The organism is Eubacterium limosum (assembly GCF_000807675.2).
Lineage (GTDB): Bacteria > Bacillota > Clostridia > Eubacteriales > Eubacteriaceae > Eubacterium > Eubacterium limosum.
Map to the genome: position 1 here is coordinate 2,592,823 of NZ_CP019962.1, position 24,484 is coordinate 2,617,306.

A 24,484-nucleotide genomic window follows, 5' to 3' on the forward strand; every position below is an offset into this window, starting at 1 on the left:
ATTGTAGGGAACCACGCCCTATGGTCAAGCTGAGCGGGTATGGTTCCGAGTCATTGGATGTACCTTAGAGTAGATTAAAAGGAGAGCATATGAAATATAAAAAGACAGCCCTGTGGATTTTTCTGGCGGCCGGGAGCGCCGGCCTGGTATTCATCTTTGGCGCAGTGCCGGGGGAGAGCGCTGTACCGCCGCAGACAGAGATCGCCCAGCCAGCGCCGGAGCAGACTGGGCCGGAGCCTGAACTCCCACAGCCGGAGCCTGAGAGCGCTGAACCCGAATCCGGGCCAGCGGCGATTGCGCCAGAAATGGCCAGCGCTCATTTCGAGATGGCAGAATACCGGTGTGATTGTGCCGGCCTTTGTGACGGCTGGCCGGCCCGGATGAACCCAGTGCTGCTCGACAGAATCGAGGCCCTGCGTGAGTACTATGGGCTTCCGGTTGTTATCACCTCCGGCGTGCGGTGCGAGGACCGCAACACCGAGGTGGGCGGCGTGGCCTGGTCCTTCCACAAGCGCGGCGACGCCGCGGACCTGTACTGCCCGGGTGTGGCCGTGGGGGATCTGGCCCAGACTGCCAAAGATCTGGGCATGAACGTTCTACCCTATTACGCGAGCGGCTATATTCATGTAGAGGTGTAAAAAGGCAGCATAAAGGAAATTGTGATAAAATATTCGACAAAGATCGAGGTGCAAAAAATGAAAAATAAGATTTCAATCCGAGGGCTTACGGCTGCCGCCGCCGTTGCTGCTGTTCTGTTTTTGTTCGCCGGCTGCCAGGCAGAAGCGCCGGCGCAGCAGACGGAAGCGACAGCCGAGCAGCAGACAGAAGCCGCAGTGCCCAGCGCCAGGCGAATCACCCCTGGTGAAGTGCTGAGCCAGATTTATCACGCGGAATTTGAGGGCCAGGAGGGCATGAGCCGTGACTGGATTAGCGACGCCAAGGGAAATGAACATCTCCTCCTCAGGGAATCCACCGATGACGAAGGACGCCTGGTGCGCCTGATGCTGGTCTATGACCGGAAGTCTCAGAACGACGCCTGCGACCTGGCGGTTCTTGAGCAGGTTACCTACGAGCAGAGAGGGGAGGAGTGCCACGCGGTGGACACATCCATCCTTGACATGTACGCAGTGGTCCAAGATACCGGGGAGGTCATCGCCTCGGGCAAGACAGACTGGGGCGATATTGGAAGCAAGGCCTATCAGGCCGCGACGGGAGAGTAGGCGCCCGATAAATAACGAATCATTCATAAAAAACCAACCCGTATCGCTGTGATACGGGTTGGTTTTTTATTGGCCTTCATATTCGTCCTTTTGATAGATTCTGTCGAGAATCCACCGGGTATTGTCCGCGTTTCGGATAAAACACCAGTATTCGACAAAGGGGCGGGAGAAGTAGCTGCCTGAGATAAAACGGCCGGTGGTGCTGTCGGCGGTGTAATCCTCCATTTTACCGTGTATATGGCAGCACAGGCAGGCTGTTTTCCGGTCTCCGGGAATTTTGTACCCGGCCGATACCGGTGTGGCGTAGAGGAGGCGGATATTGCGCAGGACATTGCGCTCGTTTCTCTGGGCCATCCAGTTCAGCTTTGTCTGAAAGGTGTTGTAAAGGGAATCGCTGAGGTAATATCGGGCGTCCTCCAGGCGGTTGTCGGTCCAGGCCTGCTGGATCGCCAGGTAGGCCTCACGAATCTGGTCCTTCATCTCAGCGCTGTCCCAGAGGCTGTCATTTTGGGCCGCGGCCCTAAGCCATTTTTTTGTCTCTTTCTTCTGAGCGCCGGGCGGGCTGTATCTGAAGGATCTGGCAGTGGCAATGGTGGCAAAAACCATGACCAGGCTGCCTGCTCCCGCTACGGTGCCGGCTGGCGAGCCGCTGTGGTAGGGCCTGTAAAAGCGGCGCGGACCCGGGGTACTGCCAGAGCTGTGACTGCCGCTGCTGTGACCGCCGCTCCCGCCACCCCCGCCTCCACCACCGCCACCGCCGCCACCAGCCCGGGCAAAGGCGGCGGGAGACAGAACAGCCAGCAGAAACAGGAGGGTGAGTAATGAAATGAGGACTCTTTTCATAACAATCTCCTTGAAAATAAAATATACTTACTTATAATATAACGCATATTATAACAAAAATGTGCTTCAATAAAAAGCAGCCCGTATCGCCGCGATACGGGCTGCTTTTTTATTGTTGTCCGATGCCTGCGCAGCAGCGCAGGAACGCGTTAAACTCGTCGATATTGTGGAAGGTGTCGGTCATGAGCAGGGTGTACTCTGCAATCTCAAGGGAGCGCTTCTGGATAAAGCCGAGCTCGCGCTTTTCAATACGCTTGAGGTCGCAGGTCAGGGCCATGTCGGAGGAGATGCGGGTAATCAGGCTGATCACCGCGTACTGCAGGGCGTCCTGGAAGATGCTGTCACAGACGTCCTGACAGCTCAGCACCTTCAGGCGGTAGCTGACCCTTTGGTTTTCTGCCCAGAGCTTTTCCATGGTGCATTCAAAGCTGTGGTACATGTCCGCCATAAAATCCAGGTCATAGGACTGCATGGCCAGACGCTTGTCCTCAGGCAAAGCCGTATAGCCCAGCCAGGACACATAGTTGATGATCATGCTGCCGGTCAGGCGGCCGATGTCAATGGCCTTTGGCCCGTAGCCGGAAAACTCAGTGTCGATGATCTTAACCTTACCTGGCCCCACCATGATGTTGGAGCTGTGGAGGTCGTTGTGGATCAGGCACTCGTCATTATTCAGGTATTTATAGCCCAGGGCGTGGACGCGCGCCCTGATTTTTTCATTCGACAGGATACGCTGCCGGGTTTCTTCGGCCTCGGGCTCCAGTGGTTTTTCGGCACAGAGCAGAACATTGTTCACAAAGAGGAGGTCGTAAAGCCGCTTGGATTCGTCGTTGTAGAAAAAGTGCTTCACGCCCTCAAGCTTGCGCCCGGTCATCAGAAGGTCCGAGGTGTGGAAGAACAGCAGGGCCAGAAAAATCCCCATTTTTTTGCCCACATCAGGGTAAGTGACGCCCGCGGTCAGCTCGAAGCGCAGCAGCTCCAGATCCATGAGGTCCTCCATGACAATGACGCCCGCGGCCTCGTCAAAAAGGTAGATGTCCGGGGCGATATCCTCGTAGAGGGTTCCCATAAAGGTGAGTACTGCAATCTCGGTGCGCAGGCGCTCCATAAGCACCGGGTGGTCGCCGCCGTCGGCCTCCTTAAAGGCGCGGATGTAAGGCAGCAGCTGCTTGACCACAACGGAGCAGTTGGTGTTCAGGTCTCTGACCGCAAAGATCAGGTTGACATAGCCCTCGATGTTCTGGATCTCCTCGTGGAGGTCGATGACGTTGAGGAGGGCGTTTTCGGGGAAGATTTTCTTCTGGATCAGATAGTCTTTAATGGTGTCTCGGTTCAGAGGTTCCATGGTTATGCCTCCTTAAAGGCTTCGGCCGGGTGCTTTCCAGCCATTTTCCGCAGGTAGTCGGTCAGGTCGGTGATTTTTCTGTAAGCGCCGCGGTTTAAAAACAGCTCGATGGTCATGAGCAGCACCAGCTGCTCGGGATAGATGCGGTCCGGTGTTTTCAGCCGCTCGAGGTCGTAGCAGATGCCGCGGTCACCGATGCGGGAGGCGGCATTCAGGGCTGTGTACAGCAGTGTATCCTGGAAATGGGTCAACAGGTAGGCGTCCACATCCAGGCTGCGGAGGCGGTAGCTGTCACTCCGGTTTTTGTCGCACAGCGCCCGGAATTCTTCCTCAAAGCACTGGTACATGGTGTTGATGGAATCCAGCAGATAGGCTCTGAAAACAGCCTTCTCGCCCTCGGTGTGCTCATGGTCGCCGTACCAGGAGAAAAAGTTGAGGCAGAAGCTGGCAATGAGCCGTCCCCAGTCCTGGGCAATGGGCCCAAAGCCTGCGAACTCGGTGTCGATGATCTTCATGCTGTGGTCATTGACCATGATGTTGGAGGCGTGCAGATCGGTGTGGATCAGGCACTCCTTGTCGGTCAGGAACTGGTGGCGCATCTGGCGGATCATGCTCTGAATTTTTTCGTTTTCGATGATGGCTCTGCGCAGGGGCCAGGTGGCCTCAGGCATGTACCGGTTGTCGGATACGATGGTGCAGTCGGCAAACAAAAAGAAATCCAGGGCGGTGTATTCCGGATTCTCAAAGAACTTTTCGAGCTCCTGTTTTTTATAGCGGGTCAGGTGCAGATCTGAGGAGTAGAAAAGGTTCCGGGCCATAAAGCGGCCGATCTTTTCGGGAAATTCAGGGTGCTCCTTCATACGGCAGTGCTCGTAGCGAAGCAGGCTGTGGTCGGTCAGGTCCTCCATGACAATGATGCCGCGGGGCTCGTCAAAAAGATAGATCTTGGGGCAGATGCCCGGGTACACCGAATCCCAGAAAATCAGGACTGAGATTTCTGAGCGGAGCCGTCCGATATCCAGGCTCCAGTCGTGCATGTACTTGCTGTTCTTGCTGCCGGCGGCTTCGTCCAGCTTGCTTCTGGGCTCGCCCACAATCTGTTTGAGCACCATGGATTTGCCGTTTTGGTCGTAAATGTGGTATATAAGGTTTACATATCCGTCAATGCTTTCCTTGATGGCGTGGAGGTCTTCCACCACGAGCTCGGCATCCTGCGGATAAAGGTCTTTATCTTTCAGATAGGCGGCCACCTGATCCTCGGTCAGATAGTCGTCGGACCAGTAAGGGATTGCTTCCTGGGACATATCATCACTTCCTTTTATAGCGGTAATCGAATCAAAGGGTATCGTGGCGATACCCTTTGAAAAACGTTGGTCTGTTTTATTTTTTGTTCCGGTGCTTGTCCATATAGCTGTGGATGGCTTCCTCAAGCGCCTCGATGCCCTCGCCGGTAATGGCGCTGACCTCGTAGATTTTCTTCTTGTTCACACCGGCAAAGTTCATAAAGCGGTAGCTCCTCTTCATATCAGCGTCCTCGCGGTCAATCTTGGTAATGACGCCGATGGCCGGAATGTTAAAGGTAAAGACAAAATTGGGCGGAATGGTATTCTGGGTGTCGACGCTGGAGATCACCACAATGACCAGCCCGGCGTCGCAGGACACGTTGATGGCCTGTCTGCAAAAGAAGGGCATCTCAATAAATTCACCGGGTGTATCAATAAAATCTTCGGTGTAGGTGACCTGCTGGGTTTTGGCGTAGTGGATTTCCTGCTGGGTAAGGCGCTGCATCAGAGTTGTTTTGCCGCAGCCGATCTTGCCGACGAGCGCCACACGGTTTCGGTTACTCGCCATCTTTTAGGAATAGGTAATTTTGGGAATATCGAAGCCCAAAACGGAATGCAGGGTGTTTAAGATTTCCTGTACAGCGGCTTTGACATCACTGACACGCCCTGTGATGACAAGGGAACCGCTGAAACGGTCGAGAAAGCCGATTTCTACCGGGGCGGCTTTGGTGCCCGCGTCGGCGGAGATAATGGCAGCCTCGCTGGGGGTGATGGTTAAAATGCCGATGGCGTCGCAGTTTTCGTCATCGAGCCCTAATTTAATATAGACATCGCTTTTGGGTTTGGCGATAATATGCGCTAAGGTGACCTGTTTACCAGGAACGTATTCCTGTATGGACCTTGGTGTTTTTTTCTCTTCTGACATGGTCGATCTCTCCTTCTGTTGGGTATAAATAGTAACCTTATTATAGCATTAATCTGAATACCGTTACAGGTTGAAACGATATTTTACTTACAACGGCCAAAATAGTGCGGGTTTTATTGGGAAGTGGAGACAGCCCTCTGCGCCATATTCTTAAATTTTCACTTCCATTCTAAAGGAAATTCGGTTAAAATAAAATCTTATGGTAGATTCTTTGGAGGAAGCATATTATAATAATTCTTAGATAAATAAGGACTTGGGAGGTAATACATGATTTGGTTAGAAGTTCAAATCACGACGACGCTGGAAGCAGAAGAGGCAATCGTCAATCTGTTTTATGAGGTCGGCGCCAAGGGCGTTGTCATCGAATCCGGCGAAAACCTGATGATGATTCAGGAGGACCCTACCATCAACTATATTGATGAGAGCATCCTGAACATGGACCCGGATGTCTCAGTCATCCGCGGGTATTTCAATGAAAAGCTGGACTGTGACGAATGTATCCATCAACTGCTGACCGGCATTAAAAAACTGCCTGCCTGCGGCCTGAACCCCGGTGAGTGTGAGCTGTCCATCACCGAGGTGGAGGAGGACGACTGGGCCAACTCATGGAAAAAATACTACAAGCCCACCCGGGTTGGCAAGAGCATTATCATCAAGCCCACCTGGGAGGACTATACCCCTGAGGCGGACGAGATCGTCGTCAACATGGACCCCGGCATGGCCTTCGGCACCGGCACCCACGAGACCACCCAGCTCTGTGTGACCAAGCTTGAGGAGTATATCCGGCCTGACGATATGGTGCTCGACATTGGCTGCGGTACGGGTATTCTCTCCATCATCGCCGGGGAGCTGGGCTGCAGGCACGTCATCGGCGTGGACTTTGACCCGGTGGCGGTCAAGGTGGCCAGAGAAAACATCGCGCTCAATAATATGGAAGATAAAATTGAAATCCGCGAGGGCAACCTTCTGGACGTCATCGCAGCGGATGAAAAGGCAGAGATCATCGTGGCCAACATCCTGGCAGAGGCCATCATCGAGCTGGCTCGGATCATCAAGCCCTATTTGAAGGAAGCGGGGGTGTTCATCTCATCCGGCATTATCAATGACCGTCTGGAAGCGGTTTTAAAGACCCTGAACGACGAGGGCTTCGAGATTTTGAACATTGAGCAGATGGGCGAGTGGAACAGCGTTGCCGCCCGGATTAAGGCATAAAGGAGTTCTTTTGTATGCATCGTTTTTTTGTATCCCCCGGACAGATTGAGGATGGACAGGTCACCATTGAAGGGGAGGATTTTAAGCATATTACCAAGGTGCTGCGCCTGAGAGACGATGAGGCCATTGAGGTCTGTGACGGCCGCGGCACGGACCATATCGTGACGGTGGAGACTGTGGGAAAGGACAGCCTGAAGGGGCGTATCCTGGAAAGCCACCCGTCCCGCGGAGAGACGGACGGCCTGCGGGTTACCCTGTTCCAGGGCGTACCCAAGGGGCAGAAGATGGAGTCCGTCATTCAGAAATGCGTGGAGGCCGGCGCGGCCTCCATTGTGCCCTTCACCTCGGAGCGCACAGTGGTAAAGCTGGGCGATAAGGAAGAGAAAAAGACCCGGCGCTGGCAGCGCGTTGCCTACGAGGCCGCCAAGCAGTCCAAGCGCGGCATCATCCCCCATGTGGCAGAGGTGACCACCCTGTCCGCGGTGGCAGACACCTTGGATAACTATGACCTGGTGCTCATTGCCTATGAAGACGAGGAAGAAAGCAGCCTGAAAAGCGTAATTTCCTCCCTGGAGTTTGATCCGGAGAAAATCGCGGTCATCATCGGCCCCGAGGGCGGTTTTGCCCCCGCAGAGGCTGCCATGATCGAGGAGGCCGGCGGCTACTCTGTGAGCCTTGGACGCCGGATTCTGCGCACCGAGACCGCGGGCGTGGTGCTGCTGGCGCAGCTGAACTTTTTTTACGAAGACTGAAAATCACAAGTTAGAATAACGACTGGAGCTTTAACACAGATGAACAACAAGACTGTCGCTTTCCATACTCTTGGCTGTAAGGTGAATTCCTACGACACCGAGGCCATGATGGAAATTTTTGAAAAGGCGGGCTACCGCATCGTCGGGTTCGCCGAATACGCCGACGTGTATGTGGTCAACACCTGCACCGTCACCCATCTGGGCGACCGGAAATCCCGCAATATGATGCGCAAGGCAAGGCGCGCGAACCCGGACGCGGTCATCGTGGCGGTGGGCTGCTATGTGCAGGTAGCCCCCGACGAGGTCCAGGCCATCGAGGAGGTGGATCTGATTATCGGTACCAAAAACCGGGCCGATATCGTAGCCGACATCGAGGCCTACCAAAAGGATAAGACCCAGAACAATTTTGTTTCCGATATTATGCGGGAGCACCACTATGAGGATTTAAACATCACTGAAACCAAGGGCAAGACCCGGGCCTTTTTAAAAATCCAGGAGGGCTGTAACCAGTTCTGTACCTACTGCATTGTCCCCTTTGCCAGGGGGCCGGTCCGCAGCCGCCCGGTGGACGCTGTCCTGAGCGAGGTAAAGCGGGTAGCGGCCCATGGCTACGCAGAGGTGGTGCTCACCGGTATCCACATTGCCTCCTACGGCGTGGACCTGGGGCACGGTGTGGACCTGCTGAGCCTGATCCGGGCAGTGGACAAGGTTGAGGGCGTGAAACGTATCCGCCTCGGCTCCCTCGAACCCCTGCTGCTCACCGAAGAATTTGTGCAGGGGCTGTCGGAGATCAAGACCTTCTGTCCCCACTTCCACCTGTCGCTGCAGAGCGGCTGTGATACGGTTTTAAGCCGTATGGGCCGCAAATACACCACCGCCCAGTACGCGGAGATTGTAAAGCGGGTGCGCCGCGCCTTTGATTATCCAGCCATCACGACGGATATTATGGTTGGTTTCCCCGGTGAAACGGAGGAGGAATTTGAGACGACTCTGGCCTTTGTGGAGCAGATTCATTTTTACCAGGTGCATGTCTTTAAATACTCCAGACGCAAGGGCACAAAGGCCGATGCTTTCCAGGGCCAGGTGCCCGAGGATATCAAGACCGAAAGAAGCCACCGCCTGACCCAGAGGGCCAGGGCCTGTGAGCAGGATTTCCTCAAGGCCAACGCGGGCAGAAAAGTGCCTGTGCTCTATGAGCGCGCCAAAGAGGAGGGGACCTATGAGGGACACACCGACAACTATATTCCAGTGGTTCTTAAGACCATTGAAAAAATTAATGGCAAAATTATTGAAACTGAGTTATTATATAAGGAGTCAGAGTTCCATATGACGGGGCTCCTGAATTAGAAGGGAGAAAGATTATGTCTGAAGATTGTATCTTTTGTAAAATCGTAAACGGCGAAATCCCATCGACGGTTGTGTATGAAGATGATCATGTCCTTGCCTTTAACGACATCGACCCACAGGCGCCAGTGCATGTGGTCATCATTCCAAAGGAACACTACGAATCCATTTTATCTGTTCCGGCGGGGGATGACATTATCAGCCACATCCATACCGTCGCCAACCGTTTGGTACTTAAACTGGGAATCGCGGACAGCGGTTTCAGACTGGTGAATAACTGCGGCGCAGACGGCGGACAGACCGTACCGCATCTGCACTACCACCTGCTGGGCGGCAGAAGCATGCAGTGGCCGCCAGGTTAATACGGCCGTCGGCAAAGCCCGGATTGCTGCGTTGCAGTCCTGCGCGGAGCGGTTACTTATCTGCAATGAGTTCCCTCACCGGCTCGGCCTGCGCCTTGCACTGCGGTCTTTCTTTCAGGCCGCCACAGAGGGTGAGTATGAATAACAGAAATCACTTAACAGAGCTTGTTTTTGGACAGGCTCTTTTTTTATGCCCGCATTTGGGTATATAGACAATAAATCAGAAATATTCAGATAAAAAGGAGTGATTTTTTATGAAAAATATATATGACTTTCGTGTTGAAAAAATGGACGGCGGAAAGCAGACGCTCAAGGATTATGAGGGAAAGGTGCTGTTAGTGGTCAATACCGCCAGCAAGTGCGGCTTTACCCCGCAGTTTGACGGCCTCGAAGCCCTTTATGAAAAGTATAAGGACCAGGGCCTCATGATTCTGGGCTTCCCCTGCACCCAGTTTGGCAACCAGGACCCGGGCAGCAATGAAGAAATCGAAAACTTCTGCCGCCTTACCTACGGCGTATCCTTCCCGATGATGGCAAAGATCGAGGTGAACGGCGACAACGCCGAGCCGCTTTTTGTTTTTCTTAAGGAACAGCAGGCATTCAGAGGGTTTGATTTAAACACCGACAAGGGCAAAGCCTTTGACGAGCGTCTGTCCAAGGACGACCCGGATTACGCGCAGAAAAGTGATATTAAATGGAACTTTACCAAGTTTCTTGTCGACCGCGACGGCAATGTGGTTGCCCGCTATGAGTCGATGGTAGAGCCTGCGGCGCTGGAAAAGGATATCGAAAGGCTTTTATAAAAGCTTTTTAACGCCCTAAGGCCAGCTGGTTTTTTCTTATGAAAAAATAGATACAAAAAACCCCGATGAATCCCCACTTTTGGATTGACAATTAAAAAGTTTTTAAATATAATATAAGTTAGCTCATACCATGTCAAAAAAAGTTCCGTAAATAAAGTTATGGATTAGAGGGGGGGGTTAAGAATGTCTGAAGTAAAAATCAAAGAAAATGAAACACTTGAAAGCGCATTACGCAGATTCAAAAGAAAAACTGCAATGGCAGGTGTTATGTCTGAGATTCGCAAAAGAGAACACTATGAAAAACCAAGTGTAAAAAGAAAAAGAAAATCAGAAGCTGCTAGAAAAAGAAAAATGAAAAAAAGATAGGATGTGGCATTAGTTGGCATTAAAGGAACAACTGCTAGCTGACTTAAAGGCTTCCATGAAGGCTAAGGATACGGTTAAGAAATCAACGGTAACGATGATTCGCGCCGCGATTCTGCAGGTCGAAAAAGACAATAAAGTTGAGCTGGGCGATGCTGAGATTCAGGAAATCATCGCCAAGCAAATGAAACAGCGTCGGGATGCCTTAGATGAATTTAAAAAAGCCGAACGAGATGATTTAATCGCGCAAACAGAAGCAGAGATGCGAGTTATCGAAGCTTACCTTCCTAAACAATTAACTCAAGAAGAAATTGAAGCGATTGTTGACGAAACCATCAAAGAAACCGGAGCTGAAAGTGCAAAGGACATGGGCAAAATTATGGGCGCGTTAATGCCGAAGGTCAAAGGACTGGCCGACGGAAAATTGGTTAATCAGATCGTCCGGGAAAAACTACAATAATAAAATACCGTTGACCCTGCAAGTCAGGCTCAGCGGTTTTTTATTTGCCCTGACGTTCGATAAACTGACTTTCTTTTAAGAAAAAGGTGTTACTATTAACCTAATACAAAACAAGAGAGGTTCGCAATGGAAATGAACGCCTTTAACCCATCGTCAGCTACCGGTCTCACCGAACAGCAGGTAGCTGAGCTTCGAGAAAAGGGTCTCAATAATCAGCAGCCTGAATCCCAGACAAAAACTGTGGGCCAGATCGTAAAAGACAATACGCTGACCCTTTTTAATTTACTCAATATTGTGCTGGCGGTTCTTGTAATTGCGGTTGGGTCCTATAAAAATGCGCTGTTTATCAATATTGTGATCATCAATACCGTCATCGGAATTATCCAGGAGGTCAAGGCTAAGCGCACAATTGACAAGCTCTCGCTCATTTCCCAGCCCCATGTCCGGGTGCTGCGGGAGGGGAAGGAGAAAGAGATCACAGTGGAGGAAATTGTCCTCGGTGATCTTCTTATCCTGAGCTCCGGAAAACAGATTCCATCGGATTCAACAGTGCTGAGCGGTGAAATTGAGGTCAATGAATCCCTGCTGACAGGCGAATCCGACGCCATTGTCAAAAAGGTGGGCGATACCCTGCTGTCCGGCAGTTTTGTGGTGGCCGGGCAGGCCTATGTACAGGTGGATAAGGTGGGCGAGGACAATTACGCCACCAAAATCGCCGCCCAGGCCAAGCAGATGCGCAAGCCCAATTCTGAAATCATGCGGGCGCTGAACCTGATCATGAAAATTATCGGTATCACCATTGTGCCCATTGGCGTGCTGCTCCTGCTGCGGCAGGTTTTCGGCCTGAACCTGGGGATCAACCATGCCATTGTCACCACGGTGGCCGCCCTGATCGGTATGATCCCAGAGGGGCTTGTGCTTCTGACAAGTGTGGCCCTGGCAGTGGGTGTTATCCGCCTCGGGCATTACAAGACCCTGGTTCAGGAGCTGTACTGCATCGAGACGCTGGCCCGTGTCGATGTGCTCTGTCTGGATAAAACCGGCACCATCACCGAGGGGAGCATGGAGGTCAAATCCATCGACCTGGTCAATAACGCCAAGGACCCGGCCAAGGCCCTGCGCGCCATGGTGGGTACCCTGACCGACGATAACTCCACCTTCCAGGCCCTGAAGGACAGCTTTAACGGAGAGGCCCCCAAATGGCGGGCAGTGAAGACCGTCCCCTTTTCCTCGGCCCGCAAGTGGAGCGGCGTCAGCTTTGAGGAACAGGGAACCTATGTTATCGGCGCCCCGGAATTTGTGCTGAAAGACGGCTACAATACCTACCGGGAAAAGGTTGAGGGCTACGCCGCGGAGGGAAACCGCGTGCTGGTGCTCGTTCATTCCGACAGCCCTTTCACAGGAGACAGCGGCCTGCCCGGTGATGTGCAGGTCATTGCGTTCCTGCTGCTCGGGGACAAAATCCGGAAGGAAGCCAAAAAAACTCTGGAATATTTTGCGGGACAGGGTGTCGCCATCAAGGTAATCTCAGGGGATAATCCCCTCACCGTGTCTGAGGTAGCCTGCCGGGCCGGCCTGATGGACGCCAAGAACTGCGTGGATGCCACCACCCTCGAGACGGATGAGGCAGTGGCGGAGGCCGCCCTCAAATATACGGTTTTCGGGCGCGTTACCCCAGGGCAGAAGCGTGTGCTTGTCAATGCGTTAAAGGACGCGGGGCATACGGTGGCCATGACCGGTGACGGCGTCAACGATGTGCTGGCTCTGCGCGACGCGGATTGCAGCATTGCCATGGCCGCGGGGAGCGACGCTGCACGCCAGGTCTCACAGCTGGTTCTGCTGGATTCCAATTTCTCCAGCCTGACCAAGGTGCTCATGGAAGGCCGGCGCGTCATCAATAACATCAGCCGCGCGGCATCGCTGTTCCTGGTCAAGACCATCTACTCCTTTCTGTTAGCCGTCATTGTGATTGTGGCCAGCGAGGCGTACCCCTTTATTCCGATTCAGCTCACGCTTATCAGCACAGTAACCATAGGGGTTCCATCCTTCTTTCTGGCTCTTGAGCCTAACAAAAACAGGCTCTCCGGCAATTTCCTGGAGACAGTGCTCAGAAAGGCCCTGCCGGGCGCGCTGACCATTGTCGTGAATATTGTCGTGGTTATGATTATTGGGAATATACTGGATTTCAGCGTCAGTGAGCTGTCTACCATGGCCTGCCTGCTGACCGGCGTCACCGGGCTCATTATCCTTTACGGTGTCTGCCAGCCCCTCGATGTTAAACGGACCATCCTGTTCTGGGCAATGACCATCACCTATGTGGGCGCAGTGCTGTTCTTCCCGACCTTCTTCGCGGTAATACCGTTCTACCCCACCAACTGGCAGGTGGTGCTGGTATTGCTGCCGATGCTGTTCCTCATTTATCCCATTATGCTGCTGCTCAAGGCCGCCATCAATAAAACCGAACGGTGGCTTGTGGCGCATAAGCTGCTGGATTTAAAACAGACATCCCTGTAGATTTTTCCAACCCGTATCGCCGCGATACGGGTTGGATTTTTTATTTTAAATTTTTGTTAAAAAATGCTTGACGGGGGCTTAAGAATTGTGCTAGAATAAGCAAGTCGTCAAGTGAGACAGTCGCAGGCAGCACGGTTTTAAAAAATAAAATTTTAAAAAGTGCTTGACATTAAGAGTTAAAGATAATATAATATAAGAGTTCTGTTTCGAGGTGTAGCGCAGTTTGGTAGCGCACATGGTTTGGGACCATGGGGCCGGAGGTTCGAATCCTCTCACCTCGACCATTTTTTTATCTGAACGATTATACGGGCCTTTAGCTCAGTTGGTCAGAGCATCCGGCTCATAACCGGCAGGTCCAGGGTTCAAGTCCCTGAGGGCCCACCAGTTTCTTTTAAAAAGCAAGCTCAGTAAAACATAAGCCCAGATAGCTCAGTCGGTAGAGCAGAGGACTGAAAATCCTCGTGTCGGTGGTTCGATTCCGCCTCTGGGCACCACTTTGAAATTTAGACGCAAGTTTGTCAGACAGCAGGTCTGACTTTTTTATTTTTTGAAAAGATAAAGTCAGACAGATAGCTCAGACGAAAAAGCAAGAGCGTCAAACAGGCAGCAGCCGGAAAAGAAGGCCTGTCGGTGGTTCGATTCCGCCTCTGGGCACCACTTTGAAATTTAGACGCAAGTTTGTCAGACAGCAGGTCTGACTTTTTTTATTTTTTGAAAAGATAAAGCCAGACAGATAGCTCAGACGAAAAAGCAAGAGCGTCAAACAGGCAGCAGCCGGAAAAGAAGGCCTGTCGGTGGTTCGATTCCGCCTCTGGGCACCACTTTGAAATTTAGCCGCAGGTTTGTCAGACAGCAGGTCTGGCTTTTTTTATTTTTTGAAAAGATAAAGCCAGACAGATAGCTCAGACGAAAAAGCAAGAGCGTCAAACAGGCAGCAGCCGGAAAAGAAGGCCTGTCGGTGGTTCGATTCCGCCTCTGGGCACCACTTTGAAATTTAGCCGCAGGTTTGTCAGACAGCAAGTCTGACTTTTTTTATTTTTTGAAAAATATTGCAGCCCTGACGGATAGCAGGGTATGGTGTTCAGAGTTGTATTTTTAAGGACAATCAGTTATACTAGGCGTAAAGGTGATTTAAAATGAATACAGACATTTCCAGAGAAAAAATTAAAACGAACATCATAAAAAGTGTGACAGACCTGAATGAAAAGAAGACACTGCGCCTGGTGGAAAAAGCCCTTAATGCCGGGATAGGCATGAGCGATATTGCGGAGTATCTTCAGCAGGGAATGGACAACGTGGGCGAGCTGTTTGAAAAAGAGGAGTACTTTATCGGTGACCTGATCATGGCCGGCATTATTTTTAAAGAGGTTATGAAGCTTGATAAACGCAGCGCGGCAGATCAGAGAGAAGCTCCGGGCAGCCGGGGAACCATACTGATCGGCACCATCCACGGCGATCTGCATGATATCGGAAAAGATATTTTTATTGGCCTGGCCTGTGTCAATGGCTTTAATGTCATTGATCTGGGTGTGGATGTCCTGCCCGAGGTTTTTGTCGAAAAAATCAGGGAGGCCCGCCCGCAGATTTTAGGCTTCAGCGGCCTGCTGACCACGGCCACGGCAGAGGTCAAAAAAGCGCTGAAGATGATCCATGACGCCGGACTGCGTGATGACCTGAAAATTATTGTGGGTGGAGGCCTGATGCAAAAGGAACAGGAAAGTCCAGAGGCTTTTGCGGATGCCTATGTCAAAAATTCAGGAAGAGGGCTGGAGTACTGCCTCGAATGGGCGGAGAATGGTTACAGATAATGGATATACCGATTTATGAAAAGATTGCAAATGATTTAAAGGAAAAGATTAACCTGGAGCTTTTGAAGCCCAATGACCCTATTCCCTCAGAGGCGGCTCTGTGCGAAGCCTACAATGTTAGCCGTCTGACTGTAAGAAAGTCACTGGAAATGCTGGTGCGGGACGGTTTGGTTTATCTGGTCCAGGGAAAGGGGCATTTTGTAAGGAAAACAAATGGCAGCGATTATATCCTTACATTCAACGAAGTCGGCTTTGAGACCACAGATATTGATCAGATACACATTGTGGATGTCGATGTGATTGAATCGACCAAAGATCTGGTCTATATCTTGAAGATTCATCCCAATACGCGTGTGCTCAGGATAAGACGGGTGCTTTATGAAAAGCAGCAGCCCATTGGTTATGACATCAAGTATATCCCTTACTATCCAGGCTTTCCGCTGATTGAGAAGGAGCTGGAGGCCAGAGATTTCGTTGAGATTCTGGCAGACCGTATCTCGCCTTATTCAGTTCAGATTGATTTGAAAATAACGCCGCAGAAGGCTCAGAAAGAAACGGCCGGGCAGCTTGGAATCGACGAAGGCAGCGGCATACTGACGGTGTCCCAGCTTTTAACGGATGTCGAGCTTGGTGTTGTAGGCTATTGCGAAACCTTTTATAACGCAAAATATGTAAAACTCATCGCAGAATGGAGCAGGTAATGGAAGCGAAACTTTATAAGGGAGTACAGAACGATCTTAAAAAGAAAATTGAGCGGGGGATCTATCCGGAAGGCTATAAGTTGGAAAGCGAGAACAGTCTTTGCGAACAGTATAATGTCAGCAAGGTAACCCTGCGTAAGGCGCTCTCGAACCTTATTGAGGAAAATTATATCGAATCCAGACCGAGGGTAGGGTATTTTGTAAAAGCAGCGGAGCGCGGAATATATCATTTAAGTTATAGCCTGTCAAACGTGCTGAATACCTATATTTCTGATGAGGAAATTTTGTCGGCAGATTTCGGCGGAGGAAAGGGCGTCAATGAATTTGAGATGACCAGGCGTTACGCCAACGATGACGATGAGTGGATCGCGCTTGAGCAAATCCGCATTATTTTCAGGCACACCCTGCCCGGTGAAAAAAATACGGAAAAGACGCGTGATTACTACAAACGGCATACCGAAGATATCCTGTCCCTTGCTGAGACAAAGAAAATGACCCTGGACGTATCCTTTGGCGATGAGACGGTGTGCGATGCTCTGGAAATTTTTTCGGACGAAGCGCTGTTGAGGGTCTGTGAAGAATATTATGATGAATATGGAAAGCTGTTTGCGGAAGTGAGGGCTTATGTGCCATCGGATTTTGCAGAGGTGAGGGCATCCAATAAAAGAAAGGAATCTGTTTTTTAAGGATTTTCTTTTTTATTGACAATCTAATATTATCATGATAATATTAGATTGCTTAATTGATATTATCACGATAATATCAATTAAAAAGAAAGGCGCTTTTCAAAATAGTAGGAGGAGAAAAATGGACGTTAAGGAAAAACTGTATCAAAAAAATCTTTCCATGGCAAAAAAGGGGCTGCTATGGGGACTCATGGGTGGACTTTTGTACGGCATCAGCCCAATGTTTCAAACGCTTGGTATGGGAACCGAGCCTTTGAGCAGCGGCGCTGTTTTAGGCTTATGCGCGATACCGATGATCGTGGGGTGTCTTCAGGACTTTTCATCTGGAATATGGGTTTTAATTCCGAACCTGAAAAACGGGAAAGGAAGAGAGTACATCCGGTCCGTAAAAACCAAACCGGGACGTTTTATTCTGCTGGCGTCTTTTTTCGGCGGTCTGATCGCAATGGCTGGTTTTACGCTTGGTGTTTACTTTGCAGGACCAGTATATCCTGTGGCTATCAGCGCCACATTTCCAGCCATCGGAGCAGTGTTATCCCGGATATTTTTAAAGGAAAAAATTTCGGGCCGCGGCTGGTGCGGTATTCTGCTGTGTGTGGCTGGAGCCATTACGGTCAGCTGGGCGCCGCCATCTGGGGATACCTACCCGAACTTTTATCTGGGCATCGCCTGCGCAGTGTTAGCCTCTGTCGGATGGTCGCTGGAGGGCATTATCTCCTGTGCGGGAATGGATTTTGTTGATCCTGAAATTGCGCTTGGTATCCGCCAGTTTGCATCGGGAACCATGTTTTTGTTTGTACTGCCCTTTGTTGCCAGCGGTGTTAACCTGAAGGCCTTTGGGCTGCTATTTTCCACGTTGCCGACCATGGCCTTTGTATTTATCGCCATCGCAGGATTTGGCGCGGGTATCGGATATTTTTACTATTATAAGTGTAACAATGTCTGCGGCGCATCGAGGGGGATGTCGCTGAATATTATCTACACGCTGGTTTCCGCTGTCCTGTCGGTTGTTTTCCTCGGAAGCACCATCACGGCGACCTTTATTATTGGAATTATTGTTTTACTCTCAGGGGCAGTCATGGTTGTCGGGAAGCCGTCAGAGCTGCTCTCGTTAAGAGATATCAGTTAGGAGGGAATGAAAATGGCAGAAACAATGCCCATGCGCTTTAATATTATCAAGCAGATTATGGAAAACCCGGAAGGGCTGAATCCACAGCAGGTTTACGAGCGGATTTTACCTTGCTATAAAGGCGAAAAACAATGCAGCGAAAAGGAGATTGACGCTCAGCTGATGTCACTTAAGGGGACTGGCCTTGTGGAGATTACACATACAACAGAACGTTCAGATGGCTTTCTGGAATCGACCTATGTCATGACAGCTTATGGCAGGGAGCGCTCCCAAAAATACATTGGTGAATATTTATAAGGAGTTAAAAATGAGCCATATTCTTAAAAAAAAGGATTTAGAAACAATATATGATAAGGTTATCGAAATTTTAGAACAAATCGGCATTACCTTTGGAACCGAAAAAGCCCTGGAGCTTCTTGGGAAAAACGGTGCGAAAATCGAAGGCAGCAAGGCCTTTATTCCAAAGACGCTTCTGGAAAGGTGTCTGGAAAGCCTTCCCAAATATGATTATGAAAATCAGGGACCAAAAAGGATCACAGCCACCTCTCCCTTTGGGATGGTGCCCACCATTCTGGATGATGAGACTGGTACATACCGAAGCGGTACAGTTGACGATGTGGTGAAAATGTATCAGCTCACCCAAACCTCAGACCTTTATGAATGCGCAAGTCCCTGTGTCATTGATCCTGTGGACAGCGACGCAGAGGATCTGTACGTTGGCCAGATTGCCATGCTCCTTCGCTACAGCGATAAATGGCCTTCCGTTGGGATAAGGGCAACAGCGCAGAACTCAAAGGACGGAAATCTATATCAGAGCGCGCGTAAATCCATCCGGCTCATCCGTGAGTTTTACGATGTGTGGGACGAGCCGGTAATGGGGCAGTCCATCTGTCCCATGTCCCCCCTTGCCTATGACTGGGAATGCCTTGATAATTTAACCGCGGCCATCGAGGAAAAGCAGAATATCATCCTCTGTCCCTGCAGCCTGACCGGTCTGACCGGGCCTGCCAGCCTGCTGGGGCTGGTGATTCACGATATTGCCATCTCACTGGCCGGGATCGTTTATGCTCAGCTGCTGTCTCCGGGGATTGAGGTTTCCATCTGCTCCTGCTCAGGCGCGACGGATATGCGCAGCATTCAGCCAGCCTATGGAACCGTGGAATGTGTCTATATTGAAGGAATGCTCTATGAGTTCGCCAAGTATATGCAGATCGGCTGTACAATCTGCGGCGCGCTGTCCGATTCCGCAAAAGTGGATTACCAGGCAGGGGCAGAGAGCATGATGACGACGCTGATGCCATACTACGCGTCTGAAATTAACGAGGTCTGGTGCTATCCTGGCCTGATGTCGGCCTGGTACTGCGGCAGCTTTGAAAAGCTTATTCTCGACGAGGAAATGATGCGCAATGTCAACCGGGCTCTTAAGGGCGTAAACTTGAAACTGGACCCCAAGCTGATGAGGAGCTTGACAGAAGCCCAGGAAAAAAATACTTTTCTCCAGGGCAAAACACCGTCCGCCTACAGAAAAGACCATTATTTAACTAAAATTTTCAGCAAATACGGCGTTTCCCAGGATATCAGTCCGGAGAAAACAGATATCCGGTTAAAGGTAAAAAGGGAGATCGAGAACCGAATTAATGAGTATCAGGCTCCGGAAATCACCAAAGAGCAGAAAGAAATTTTGAAGCCTCACCTTCCTTCAAGGTGTTCGTTTTAAAAATAGAGAACCCGTATCGCCGCGATACGGGTTGTGGGAGACGGTGTAAGCGAATAAAAAACCAGACAGCTTCTGTCTGGTTTTTTGCTGTTTTGGAGATTGGAACAAGGCTTTTTTATAAACTTGCCATAAAAGCATCTGAATGCTATAATGTATACAAATAAAGTTAGGTTTGCATAACTAAAGGCAGGTGAAACAATGAAGCTTGAGTGCGAACAGCCATACTGCAATTATATTGAGGTCCTCCAGCGGGACGCTGAAAAAACCATTTACCGCATGAACTGCGGCGACGGCGACGGGATCATGGTCTGCTATCCGGTTTTTGACGGGGTGGAGCTTTATTACAATGATTTTCAGGCTTTCCGGTGCAGTGAGTCCGGCAATCGGCCTGGCTCCAATTTTCTCGAAATTAACCACTGCCGTAAAGGCCGCTATGAATGCTGTTTTGGAAAGAACCATTTTGCCTATCTCAGCGAGGGGGATTTAGCCATCACAGGCTGGGATTTTCCCTGTGACGCTTCCCGCTTCCCCCTCGGCTATTATAACGGCATCGAAATTCTCATCGATATCGCCCATGCTCAGGAACACCTTTCCTGTGTGCTGGAGGGCATCGAAATCGACCTGGACAGGCTGAGACAAAAGCTCTCAGGTAATGAGGGATGCTTTGTGCTGCGGGCCACTAAAGAGATCGAACACATCTTTGACGAGCTCTACCATGTAGACCCGCGGATACAAAAGGGCTATTTCAGGATCAAGGTGCTGGAGCTGCTGCTTTTTCTGAGCATTACTCCCTTTGAAAGCAGCAGGGACCGGCGCCGGTATCTTTCGGCCCGTCAGGCCTGTGTGGTGGAGCAGATACACGAGGTCCTCACCCAAAACCTGGACCAGAACATCACCCTCGAGGCGTTATCGAAACGCTTTGACATTGGCATGACCACCATGAAGAACTGTTTCCGGGCTGTGTATGGAAAGCCTATCAATACCTGGCGCAGGGAGTACCGCCTGCACGTGGCCGCCCGGATGCTCAGAGAAACCGATAAGAGTGTCCTGGAGATCGCCAACAGTGTGGGATATGAAAACCCCAGCAAGTTCGCTGACGCTTTCAGAAAACAATTGGGAATCCCGCCTCTCGAGTACCGCAAAAATAATTGACGGTTTGGAGCATTCCGCCTGCCCGGGGTAGAGACATAAAGGGGTTAGGAGTAAACTGTTTTTGTAGTTAGAAATAACTAACTAAAAGAGAAACAGAGGTGATATGATGCAACCACAAAAAGAGGCCCGGCGGGGGCTGTTTTCGTGCGCGGGAAAGTATAAAGCCCTGTCCGTCTGTGCCTGTATTTTATCCGGGATCAGCGCGGTTCTGATCCTCATGCCCTTTATCTGCATCTGGCAGGTGGTGAGGGAAATTTTCGCGGTGCTGCCCAACGTGGGGCAGGCTCAGAACCTGAGCTACTATGGCTGGCTGGCCGTGGCATTTGCCCTGGCAGGAATCATTGTCTATTTTGCAGCCCTGATGTGTTCGCACCTGGCAGCTTTCAGAACAGCGCGCAATATGCGCAGCGAGGCGCTGCACCACATTGTCAGGCTGCCGCTGGGCTATTTTAACCAGAACAGCAGCGGCAGGCTCCGCCGTATTGTAGACGAGAGCGCAGGGCAGACCGAGGCCTTTCTGGCCCACATGCTGCCCGATCTGGCAGGGGCCATTGTGACGCCCTTTGCCATGCTGGTTATTCTGCTCATCTTTGACTGGCGGCTGGGCCTGGTGAGTCTGGTGCCCATGATCATTGGCTTTATCATCCTGTCACGGATGATGGGGACCAGCATGAACACATCTATGCAGCAGTACCAGAACGCCCTTGAGGACATGAACTCAGAGGCTGTGGAGTATGTGCGGGGTATTCCGGTGGTCAAGACCTTCCAGCAGAGCGTTTATTCCTTTAAGAATTTTCACGCGGCCATCAAGCGCTATAGCTCCTGGGCAGTGGATTACACCCTTAAATGCCGCCTGCCCATGTGCGGCTTTACCGTGTCGGTCAACGGCGTTTTCGCCTTTCTGATCCCGGCAGGTATCCTGCTGATTGCCAGTGCGGTGGACTACAAAACCTTTCTGCTGAATTTTATTTTCTATGTCCTGTTTACACCAGTCGTTACGGTCATGATGACAAGGATCATGTTCTCGGGAGAAAACGCCCTGATGGCCCGCGACGCGGCAAGGCGTATCGAAACGATACTCCTTGAAAAGCCTCTTGAAGAACCGGCAGTGCCTGTCAGGCCAGCGGGGGCGGGCATCGTGTTTGATCAGGTGCGCTTCACCTATTCAGGAAGCGATACTCCAGCCATCGACGGCGTCAGCTTTGAAATTCCTGAAGGCGCCACTGTGGCCCTGGTCGGCCCCTCCGGCGGCGGCAAGACGACCGCGGCCAGCCTGATTCCCCGTTTCTGGGATGTGCAGGAGGGACGTGTCTGCGTTGGCGGTGTGGATGTTCGCCAGATCGCTACCACCGACCTCATGGATCAGGTTTCCTTTGTATTCCAGAATACAAGGCTCCAGAAGGCCAGCCTGCTCGAGAATATCCGCAGCGCCCGTCCGGACGCGCCGGCAGAGGCTGTGCTGGCAGCCGCCCGTGCCGCCAGATGTGAGGATATTTTTGAAAAGCTGCCCCAGGGTATCGACACTGTTGTCGGCACCAAAGGCGTTTACCTGTCCGGCGGTGAGGCCCAGCGGATCGCCCTGGCACGGGCCATTCTGAAAGACGCCCCCATTGTGCTCCTGGACGAGGCCACCGCTTTTGCGGACCCAGAGAACGAATACCAGATCCAGAAAGCCTTCGAGGAGCTGACAAAAGGGAAAACCGTTCTGATGATCGCCCACAGGCTGACCACCGTCCGGCATGCCGACTGCATTCTGGTCATGGAGAATGGCCGGGTCACAGAACAGGGAACCCATGAAGCGCTGCTGGAAAAGGGCGGCACCTATGCTGCCATGTGGAAAGAATACCAGAGCACAGAAGCCTGGAAAATAACCGGAAAGGAGGCAGCATGATGACTGCTTATTTTCAGAAAAAGTTTGCCCTGAGCGAGCAGGGCGCAAAGGATTTGGTCAAGGCAGTTTTTGCCTGTACCCTGACCGATGTGATCCTCATGCTGCCCATTGGCCTTTTATACCTGGTCGCGACAGAGCTGGTTTCGCCCCTCATCGGGGGGAATGCCCCGGCACCCAGCCTGTGGTTTTATATTGGCGGCTCGGTAATGATCCTGGCCCTGATCTTTATCTTTGAGTACATACAGTACAATAAGACCTTTCTGGCCTCCTACGCCGAGAGTGCGAACATGCGTATCCGGCTGGCAGAAAAGCTGCGGCGCCTGCCGTTATCCTTTTTCGGCAAGCGTGATCTGTCCGACTTAACCACCACCATCATGGCCGACTGCGCCGCCATGGAGACGGCCTTCTCCCATTATATCCCGGAATTCATCGGGGCAGTGGCATCGGTCATTTTGGCTGGCATCGGGCTGTTTGTTATGGACTGGCGTATGGCGCTGGCACTTTTGTGGGTGCTGCCTGTGGTGCTTCTCATCATGGCGCTGAGCCGGGCACAGCAGAACAAGGTGGGCCGGCAGCACAACAAGGTAAAGCTGGACTGCGCCGACAGCATACAGGAATGTATTGAAAACGTAAGGGAGATCAAAGCCAACAACCAGAGCGGCCGTTATCTGAAAAAGATTGACGACCTGCTGGGCAGAAATGAGAAAATTCAGATCAAGGCTGAGCTCAACACAGCCATGTTCGTGGTAACATCCCAGATGCTGCTGCGTGTGGGCATTGCCACCGTGGTGCTTGTAGGATCAGTACTTCTGGTCAGCGGCCAGACCGATTTTCTGACCTTCCTGGTATTTTTGATTGCGGCAACCCGTGTCTTTGACCCCTTATCCGGCGCACTGGTTAACCTGGCGGCCATCTACGCGACCATGCTCACTGTGGAACGCATGAAGGAGATCGAGGAACAGCCAGTCCAGGAGGGCAGCGAGCAGGCAGACTACCAGGGCTACGACATCGCTTTTGACCAGGTAGGCTTTGCCTATAACAGCGGGGAAACCGTGCTCGAGGATGTCTCTTTCACAGCCTGCCAGGGACAGGTAACCGCTCTGGTGGGCCCCTCTGGCGGAGGTAAGAGCACCGCGGCCAAGCTGGCCGCCCGTTTCTGGGATATTCAGAAAGGGCGGATTACCGTGGGCGGTACAGACATCAGCACTGTAGAGCCTGAAACGCTGCTGAAAAATTTTTCCATTGTTTTTCAGGATGTGGTACTCTTTAACAACACCGTGCTCGAAAATATCCGTATTGGACGGAGGAACGCCACCGACGAGGAAGTGCTGGCCGCGGCACGCGCCGCTCAGTGCGACGCTTTCGTCATGAAGATGCCTGACGGCTATCAGACCAAAATCGGTGAGAATGGATCGGTTCTTTCCGGCGGAGAGCGCCAGCGCATCTCCATTGCCCGGGCGCTGCTCAAGGACGCGCCGGTCATCCTCCTGGATGAGGCCACCGCCTCGCTGGATGTCGAAAATGAGTCCCAGATCCAGCGGGCCATCTCCAACCTGGTAAAAAATAAAACCGTATTGATCATTGCCCACCGCATGCGCACCGTGGCCGGGGCTGACAAAGTTGTCGTACTGGAAAACGGCCGGGTCGCACAGCAGGGAACGCCGGAAGCCCTCATGGAACAGGGCGGCCTGTACCGCCATATGGTCGAGCTCCAGCAGCAAAGCGAGGACTGGGCCATCTGAATATAAAGAAAAAGTCCATTCATCAAAAAATGGGCTTTTTTTAATCACCAGTTAAGCCGCTTTTAGCATAACGAAGTACTTCTTAAATCGAGTCCGAATTTCATCGCTCCTTTCAACCCGTATCGTCACGATACGGGTTCTTTTATAGTACATATTTAACAAAAAAATTTACTTTTAGGAATGCAACCTATTGTTGAATGGTATGATTTCATATATAATATAAATATATATG

24 protein-coding genes and 3 tRNA genes are annotated in these 24,484 nt (G+C 51.4%); 22 read left to right on the forward strand and 5 right to left on the reverse strand.

Annotated elements, in window-relative coordinates; genetic code table 11:
- Window positions 1-89 precede the first annotated feature (89 nt).
- Window positions 90-638 (forward strand): YcbK family protein, encoded by a 549-nt coding sequence (locus B2M23_RS12170; protein ID WP_052237215.1) that lies wholly within the window; start codon window positions 90-92, stop codon window positions 636-638.
- Window positions 639-695: 57 nt separating this feature from the next.
- Complete coding sequence (locus tag B2M23_RS12175; RefSeq protein WP_038352146.1) at window positions 696-1,220, forward strand: hypothetical protein; 525 nt, start codon at window positions 696-698, stop codon at window positions 1,218-1,220.
- Window positions 1,221-1,286: 66 nt separating this feature from the next.
- Here the strand turns inward: B2M23_RS12175 and B2M23_RS12180 are convergent, their stop codons facing one another.
- From B2M23_RS12180 to B2M23_RS12200, 5 genes are all read right to left on the reverse strand, one after another.
- Window positions 1,287-2,063, reverse strand: a complete 777-nt coding sequence (locus B2M23_RS12180) for a Tim44 domain-containing protein (protein ID WP_038352145.1) — start codon at window positions 2,061-2,063, stop codon at window positions 1,287-1,289.
- 109 nt (window positions 2,064-2,172) lie between these two features.
- The gene (locus B2M23_RS12185) at window positions 2,173-3,408 is read right to left on the reverse strand and encodes an S-methyl-5-thioribose kinase (RefSeq protein ID WP_038352144.1); all 1,236 of its coding nucleotides are present in this window, start codon (window positions 3,406-3,408) and stop codon (window positions 2,173-2,175) included.
- A gap of 2 nt (window positions 3,409-3,410) precedes the next feature.
- Entirely contained in the window at window positions 3,411-4,712 is a 1,302-nt protein-coding gene (locus B2M23_RS12190) for an S-methyl-5-thioribose kinase (protein ID WP_038352143.1), read from the reverse strand.
- A 76-nt stretch (window positions 4,713-4,788) separates the two neighbouring features.
- The gene (locus B2M23_RS12195; protein WP_013379238.1) at window positions 4,789-5,259 is read right to left on the reverse strand and encodes a EutP/PduV family microcompartment system protein; all 471 of its coding nucleotides are present in this window, start codon (window positions 5,257-5,259) and stop codon (window positions 4,789-4,791) included.
- Window positions 5,260-5,262: 3 nt separating this feature from the next.
- Window positions 5,263-5,616: a BMC domain-containing protein gene (locus tag B2M23_RS12200; protein WP_013379239.1), complete on the reverse strand. Its 354-nt coding sequence runs from the start codon at window positions 5,614-5,616 to the stop codon at window positions 5,263-5,265.
- A gap of 267 nt (window positions 5,617-5,883) precedes the next feature.
- Between B2M23_RS12200 and prmA the strand changes: the two genes are divergently transcribed.
- The 20 genes from prmA to B2M23_RS12305 all read left to right on the forward strand — a co-directional run bounded on the left by prmA (window position 5,884) and on the right by B2M23_RS12305 (window position 24,252).
- Window positions 5,884-6,828, forward strand: coding sequence for a 50S ribosomal protein L11 methyltransferase (gene prmA / locus B2M23_RS12205; RefSeq protein WP_038352142.1), 945 nt, complete (start codon window positions 5,884-5,886; stop codon window positions 6,826-6,828).
- A 14-nt stretch (window positions 6,829-6,842) separates the two neighbouring features.
- The gene (locus B2M23_RS12210; RefSeq protein WP_038352141.1) at window positions 6,843-7,580 is read left to right on the forward strand and encodes a 16S rRNA (uracil(1498)-N(3))-methyltransferase; all 738 of its coding nucleotides are present in this window, start codon (window positions 6,843-6,845) and stop codon (window positions 7,578-7,580) included.
- Between the two features lie 39 nt (window positions 7,581-7,619).
- Window positions 7,620-8,927 (forward strand): tRNA (N(6)-L-threonylcarbamoyladenosine(37)-C(2))-methylthiotransferase MtaB, encoded by a 1,308-nt coding sequence (gene mtaB, locus B2M23_RS12215; RefSeq protein WP_038352140.1) that lies wholly within the window; start codon window positions 7,620-7,622, stop codon window positions 8,925-8,927.
- A 14-nt stretch (window positions 8,928-8,941) separates the two neighbouring features.
- A complete protein-coding gene (locus B2M23_RS12220) occupies window positions 8,942-9,286 on the forward strand; it encodes a histidine triad nucleotide-binding protein (RefSeq protein WP_013379244.1) in 345 nt (114 codons plus the stop codon).
- A 254-nt stretch (window positions 9,287-9,540) separates the two neighbouring features.
- Complete coding sequence (locus B2M23_RS12225) at window positions 9,541-10,089, forward strand: glutathione peroxidase (RefSeq protein ID WP_038352139.1); 549 nt, start codon at window positions 9,541-9,543, stop codon at window positions 10,087-10,089.
- A gap of 183 nt (window positions 10,090-10,272) precedes the next feature.
- Entirely contained in the window at window positions 10,273-10,455 is a 183-nt protein-coding gene (rpsU, locus tag B2M23_RS12230) for a 30S ribosomal protein S21 (RefSeq protein ID WP_013379247.1), read from the forward strand.
- A 13-nt stretch (window positions 10,456-10,468) separates the two neighbouring features.
- Window positions 10,469-10,912, forward strand: coding sequence for a GatB/YqeY domain-containing protein (locus B2M23_RS12235; RefSeq protein WP_013379248.1), 444 nt, complete (start codon window positions 10,469-10,471; stop codon window positions 10,910-10,912).
- Window positions 10,913-11,038: 126 nt separating this feature from the next.
- Entirely contained in the window at window positions 11,039-13,426 is a 2,388-nt protein-coding gene (locus tag B2M23_RS12240) for a cation-translocating P-type ATPase (protein WP_038352138.1), read from the forward strand.
- Window positions 13,427-13,633: 207 nt separating this feature from the next.
- Window positions 13,634-13,710: transfer RNA gene (locus B2M23_RS12245), tRNA-Pro, on the forward strand.
- Between the two features lie 23 nt (window positions 13,711-13,733).
- Window positions 13,734-13,810: transfer RNA gene (locus B2M23_RS12250), tRNA-Ile, on the forward strand.
- Between the two features lie 34 nt (window positions 13,811-13,844).
- Window positions 13,845-13,920: transfer RNA gene (locus tag B2M23_RS12255), tRNA-Phe, on the forward strand.
- 642 nt (window positions 13,921-14,562) lie between these two features.
- Window positions 14,563-15,234 (forward strand): cobalamin B12-binding domain-containing protein, encoded by a 672-nt coding sequence (locus B2M23_RS12265; protein ID WP_052237496.1) that lies wholly within the window; start codon window positions 14,563-14,565, stop codon window positions 15,232-15,234.
- Window positions 15,234-15,935 (forward strand): GntR family transcriptional regulator, encoded by a 702-nt coding sequence (locus B2M23_RS12270; protein WP_038354147.1) that lies wholly within the window; start codon window positions 15,234-15,236, stop codon window positions 15,933-15,935. Before B2M23_RS12265 ends, B2M23_RS12270 begins: the two co-directional genes overlap by 1 nt.
- On the forward strand, window positions 15,935-16,621 hold the full coding sequence (locus tag B2M23_RS12275; protein WP_052237495.1) for a GntR family transcriptional regulator: 687 nt from the start codon (window positions 15,935-15,937) through the stop codon (window positions 16,619-16,621). The genes B2M23_RS12270 and B2M23_RS12275 overlap by 1 nt, the downstream gene beginning before the upstream one ends.
- A gap of 121 nt (window positions 16,622-16,742) precedes the next feature.
- The gene (locus B2M23_RS12280; protein ID WP_038354146.1) at window positions 16,743-17,750 is read left to right on the forward strand and encodes a DMT family transporter; all 1,008 of its coding nucleotides are present in this window, start codon (window positions 16,743-16,745) and stop codon (window positions 17,748-17,750) included.
- Window positions 17,751-17,762: 12 nt separating this feature from the next.
- On the forward strand, window positions 17,763-18,047 hold the full coding sequence (locus tag B2M23_RS12285; protein ID WP_038354145.1) for a hypothetical protein: 285 nt from the start codon (window positions 17,763-17,765) through the stop codon (window positions 18,045-18,047).
- 10 nt (window positions 18,048-18,057) lie between these two features.
- On the forward strand, window positions 18,058-19,467 hold the full coding sequence (locus tag B2M23_RS12290) for a trimethylamine methyltransferase family protein (protein WP_038354144.1): 1,410 nt from the start codon (window positions 18,058-18,060) through the stop codon (window positions 19,465-19,467).
- A 198-nt stretch (window positions 19,468-19,665) separates the two neighbouring features.
- Window positions 19,666-20,619 carry a helix-turn-helix domain-containing protein gene (locus B2M23_RS12295; protein WP_038354143.1) on the forward strand — a complete coding sequence of 318 codons (954 nt, stop codon included), beginning with the start codon at window positions 19,666-19,668 and terminating at the stop codon, window positions 20,617-20,619.
- 103 nt (window positions 20,620-20,722) lie between these two features.
- Complete coding sequence (locus tag B2M23_RS12300) at window positions 20,723-22,510, forward strand: ABC transporter ATP-binding protein (RefSeq protein WP_181396938.1); 1,788 nt, start codon at window positions 20,723-20,725, stop codon at window positions 22,508-22,510.
- Entirely contained in the window at window positions 22,510-24,252 is a 1,743-nt protein-coding gene (locus B2M23_RS12305; protein ID WP_038354141.1) for an ABC transporter ATP-binding protein, read from the forward strand. Before B2M23_RS12300 ends, B2M23_RS12305 begins: the two co-directional genes overlap by 1 nt.
- Window positions 24,253-24,484 lie beyond the last annotated feature (232 nt).

What these genes read in the sequence shown, in the direction of transcription:
- B2M23_RS12170 (WP_052237215.1), top strand. Translation starts at nt 90, where the DNA reads ATGAAATATAAAAAGACAGCCCTGTGGATTTTTCTGGCGGCCGGGAGC.
- B2M23_RS12175 (WP_038352146.1), top strand. Translation starts at nt 696, where the DNA reads ATGAAAAATAAGATTTCAATCCGAGGGCTTACGGCTGCCGCCGCCGTT.
- B2M23_RS12180 (WP_038352145.1), bottom strand. Translation starts at nt 2,063, where the DNA reads ATGAAAAGAGTCCTCATTTCATTACTCACCCTCCTGTTTCTGCTGGCT.
- B2M23_RS12185 (WP_038352144.1), bottom strand. Translation starts at nt 3,408, where the DNA reads ATGGAACCTCTGAACCGAGACACCATTAAAGACTATCTGATCCAGAAG.
- B2M23_RS12190 (WP_038352143.1), bottom strand. Translation starts at nt 4,712, where the DNA reads ATGTCCCAGGAAGCAATCCCTTACTGGTCCGACGACTATCTGACCGAG.
- B2M23_RS12195 (WP_013379238.1), bottom strand. Translation starts at nt 5,259, where the DNA reads ATGGCGAGTAACCGAAACCGTGTGGCGCTCGTCGGCAAGATCGGCTGC.
- B2M23_RS12200 (WP_013379239.1), bottom strand. Translation starts at nt 5,616, where the DNA reads ATGTCAGAAGAGAAAAAAACACCAAGGTCCATACAGGAATACGTTCCT.
- prmA (WP_038352142.1), top strand. Translation starts at nt 5,884, where the DNA reads ATGATTTGGTTAGAAGTTCAAATCACGACGACGCTGGAAGCAGAAGAG.
- B2M23_RS12210 (WP_038352141.1), top strand. Translation starts at nt 6,843, where the DNA reads ATGCATCGTTTTTTTGTATCCCCCGGACAGATTGAGGATGGACAGGTC.
- mtaB (WP_038352140.1), top strand. Translation starts at nt 7,620, where the DNA reads ATGAACAACAAGACTGTCGCTTTCCATACTCTTGGCTGTAAGGTGAAT.
- B2M23_RS12220 (WP_013379244.1), top strand. Translation starts at nt 8,942, where the DNA reads ATGTCTGAAGATTGTATCTTTTGTAAAATCGTAAACGGCGAAATCCCA.
- B2M23_RS12225 (WP_038352139.1), top strand. Translation starts at nt 9,541, where the DNA reads ATGAAAAATATATATGACTTTCGTGTTGAAAAAATGGACGGCGGAAAG.
- rpsU (WP_013379247.1), top strand. Translation starts at nt 10,273, where the DNA reads ATGTCTGAAGTAAAAATCAAAGAAAATGAAACACTTGAAAGCGCATTA.
- B2M23_RS12240 (WP_038352138.1), top strand. Translation starts at nt 11,039, where the DNA reads ATGGAAATGAACGCCTTTAACCCATCGTCAGCTACCGGTCTCACCGAA.
- B2M23_RS12265 (WP_052237496.1), top strand. Translation starts at nt 14,563, where the DNA reads ATGAATACAGACATTTCCAGAGAAAAAATTAAAACGAACATCATAAAA.
- B2M23_RS12270 (WP_038354147.1), top strand. Translation starts at nt 15,234, where the DNA reads ATGGATATACCGATTTATGAAAAGATTGCAAATGATTTAAAGGAAAAG.
- B2M23_RS12275 (WP_052237495.1), top strand. Translation starts at nt 15,935, where the DNA reads ATGGAAGCGAAACTTTATAAGGGAGTACAGAACGATCTTAAAAAGAAA.
- B2M23_RS12280 (WP_038354146.1), top strand. Translation starts at nt 16,743, where the DNA reads ATGGACGTTAAGGAAAAACTGTATCAAAAAAATCTTTCCATGGCAAAA.
- B2M23_RS12285 (WP_038354145.1), top strand. Translation starts at nt 17,763, where the DNA reads ATGGCAGAAACAATGCCCATGCGCTTTAATATTATCAAGCAGATTATG.
- B2M23_RS12290 (WP_038354144.1), top strand. Translation starts at nt 18,058, where the DNA reads ATGAGCCATATTCTTAAAAAAAAGGATTTAGAAACAATATATGATAAG.
- B2M23_RS12295 (WP_038354143.1), top strand. Translation starts at nt 19,666, where the DNA reads ATGAAGCTTGAGTGCGAACAGCCATACTGCAATTATATTGAGGTCCTC.
- B2M23_RS12300 (WP_181396938.1), top strand. Translation starts at nt 20,723, where the DNA reads ATGATGCAACCACAAAAAGAGGCCCGGCGGGGGCTGTTTTCGTGCGCG.
- B2M23_RS12305 (WP_038354141.1), top strand. Translation starts at nt 22,510, where the DNA reads ATGACTGCTTATTTTCAGAAAAAGTTTGCCCTGAGCGAGCAGGGCGCA.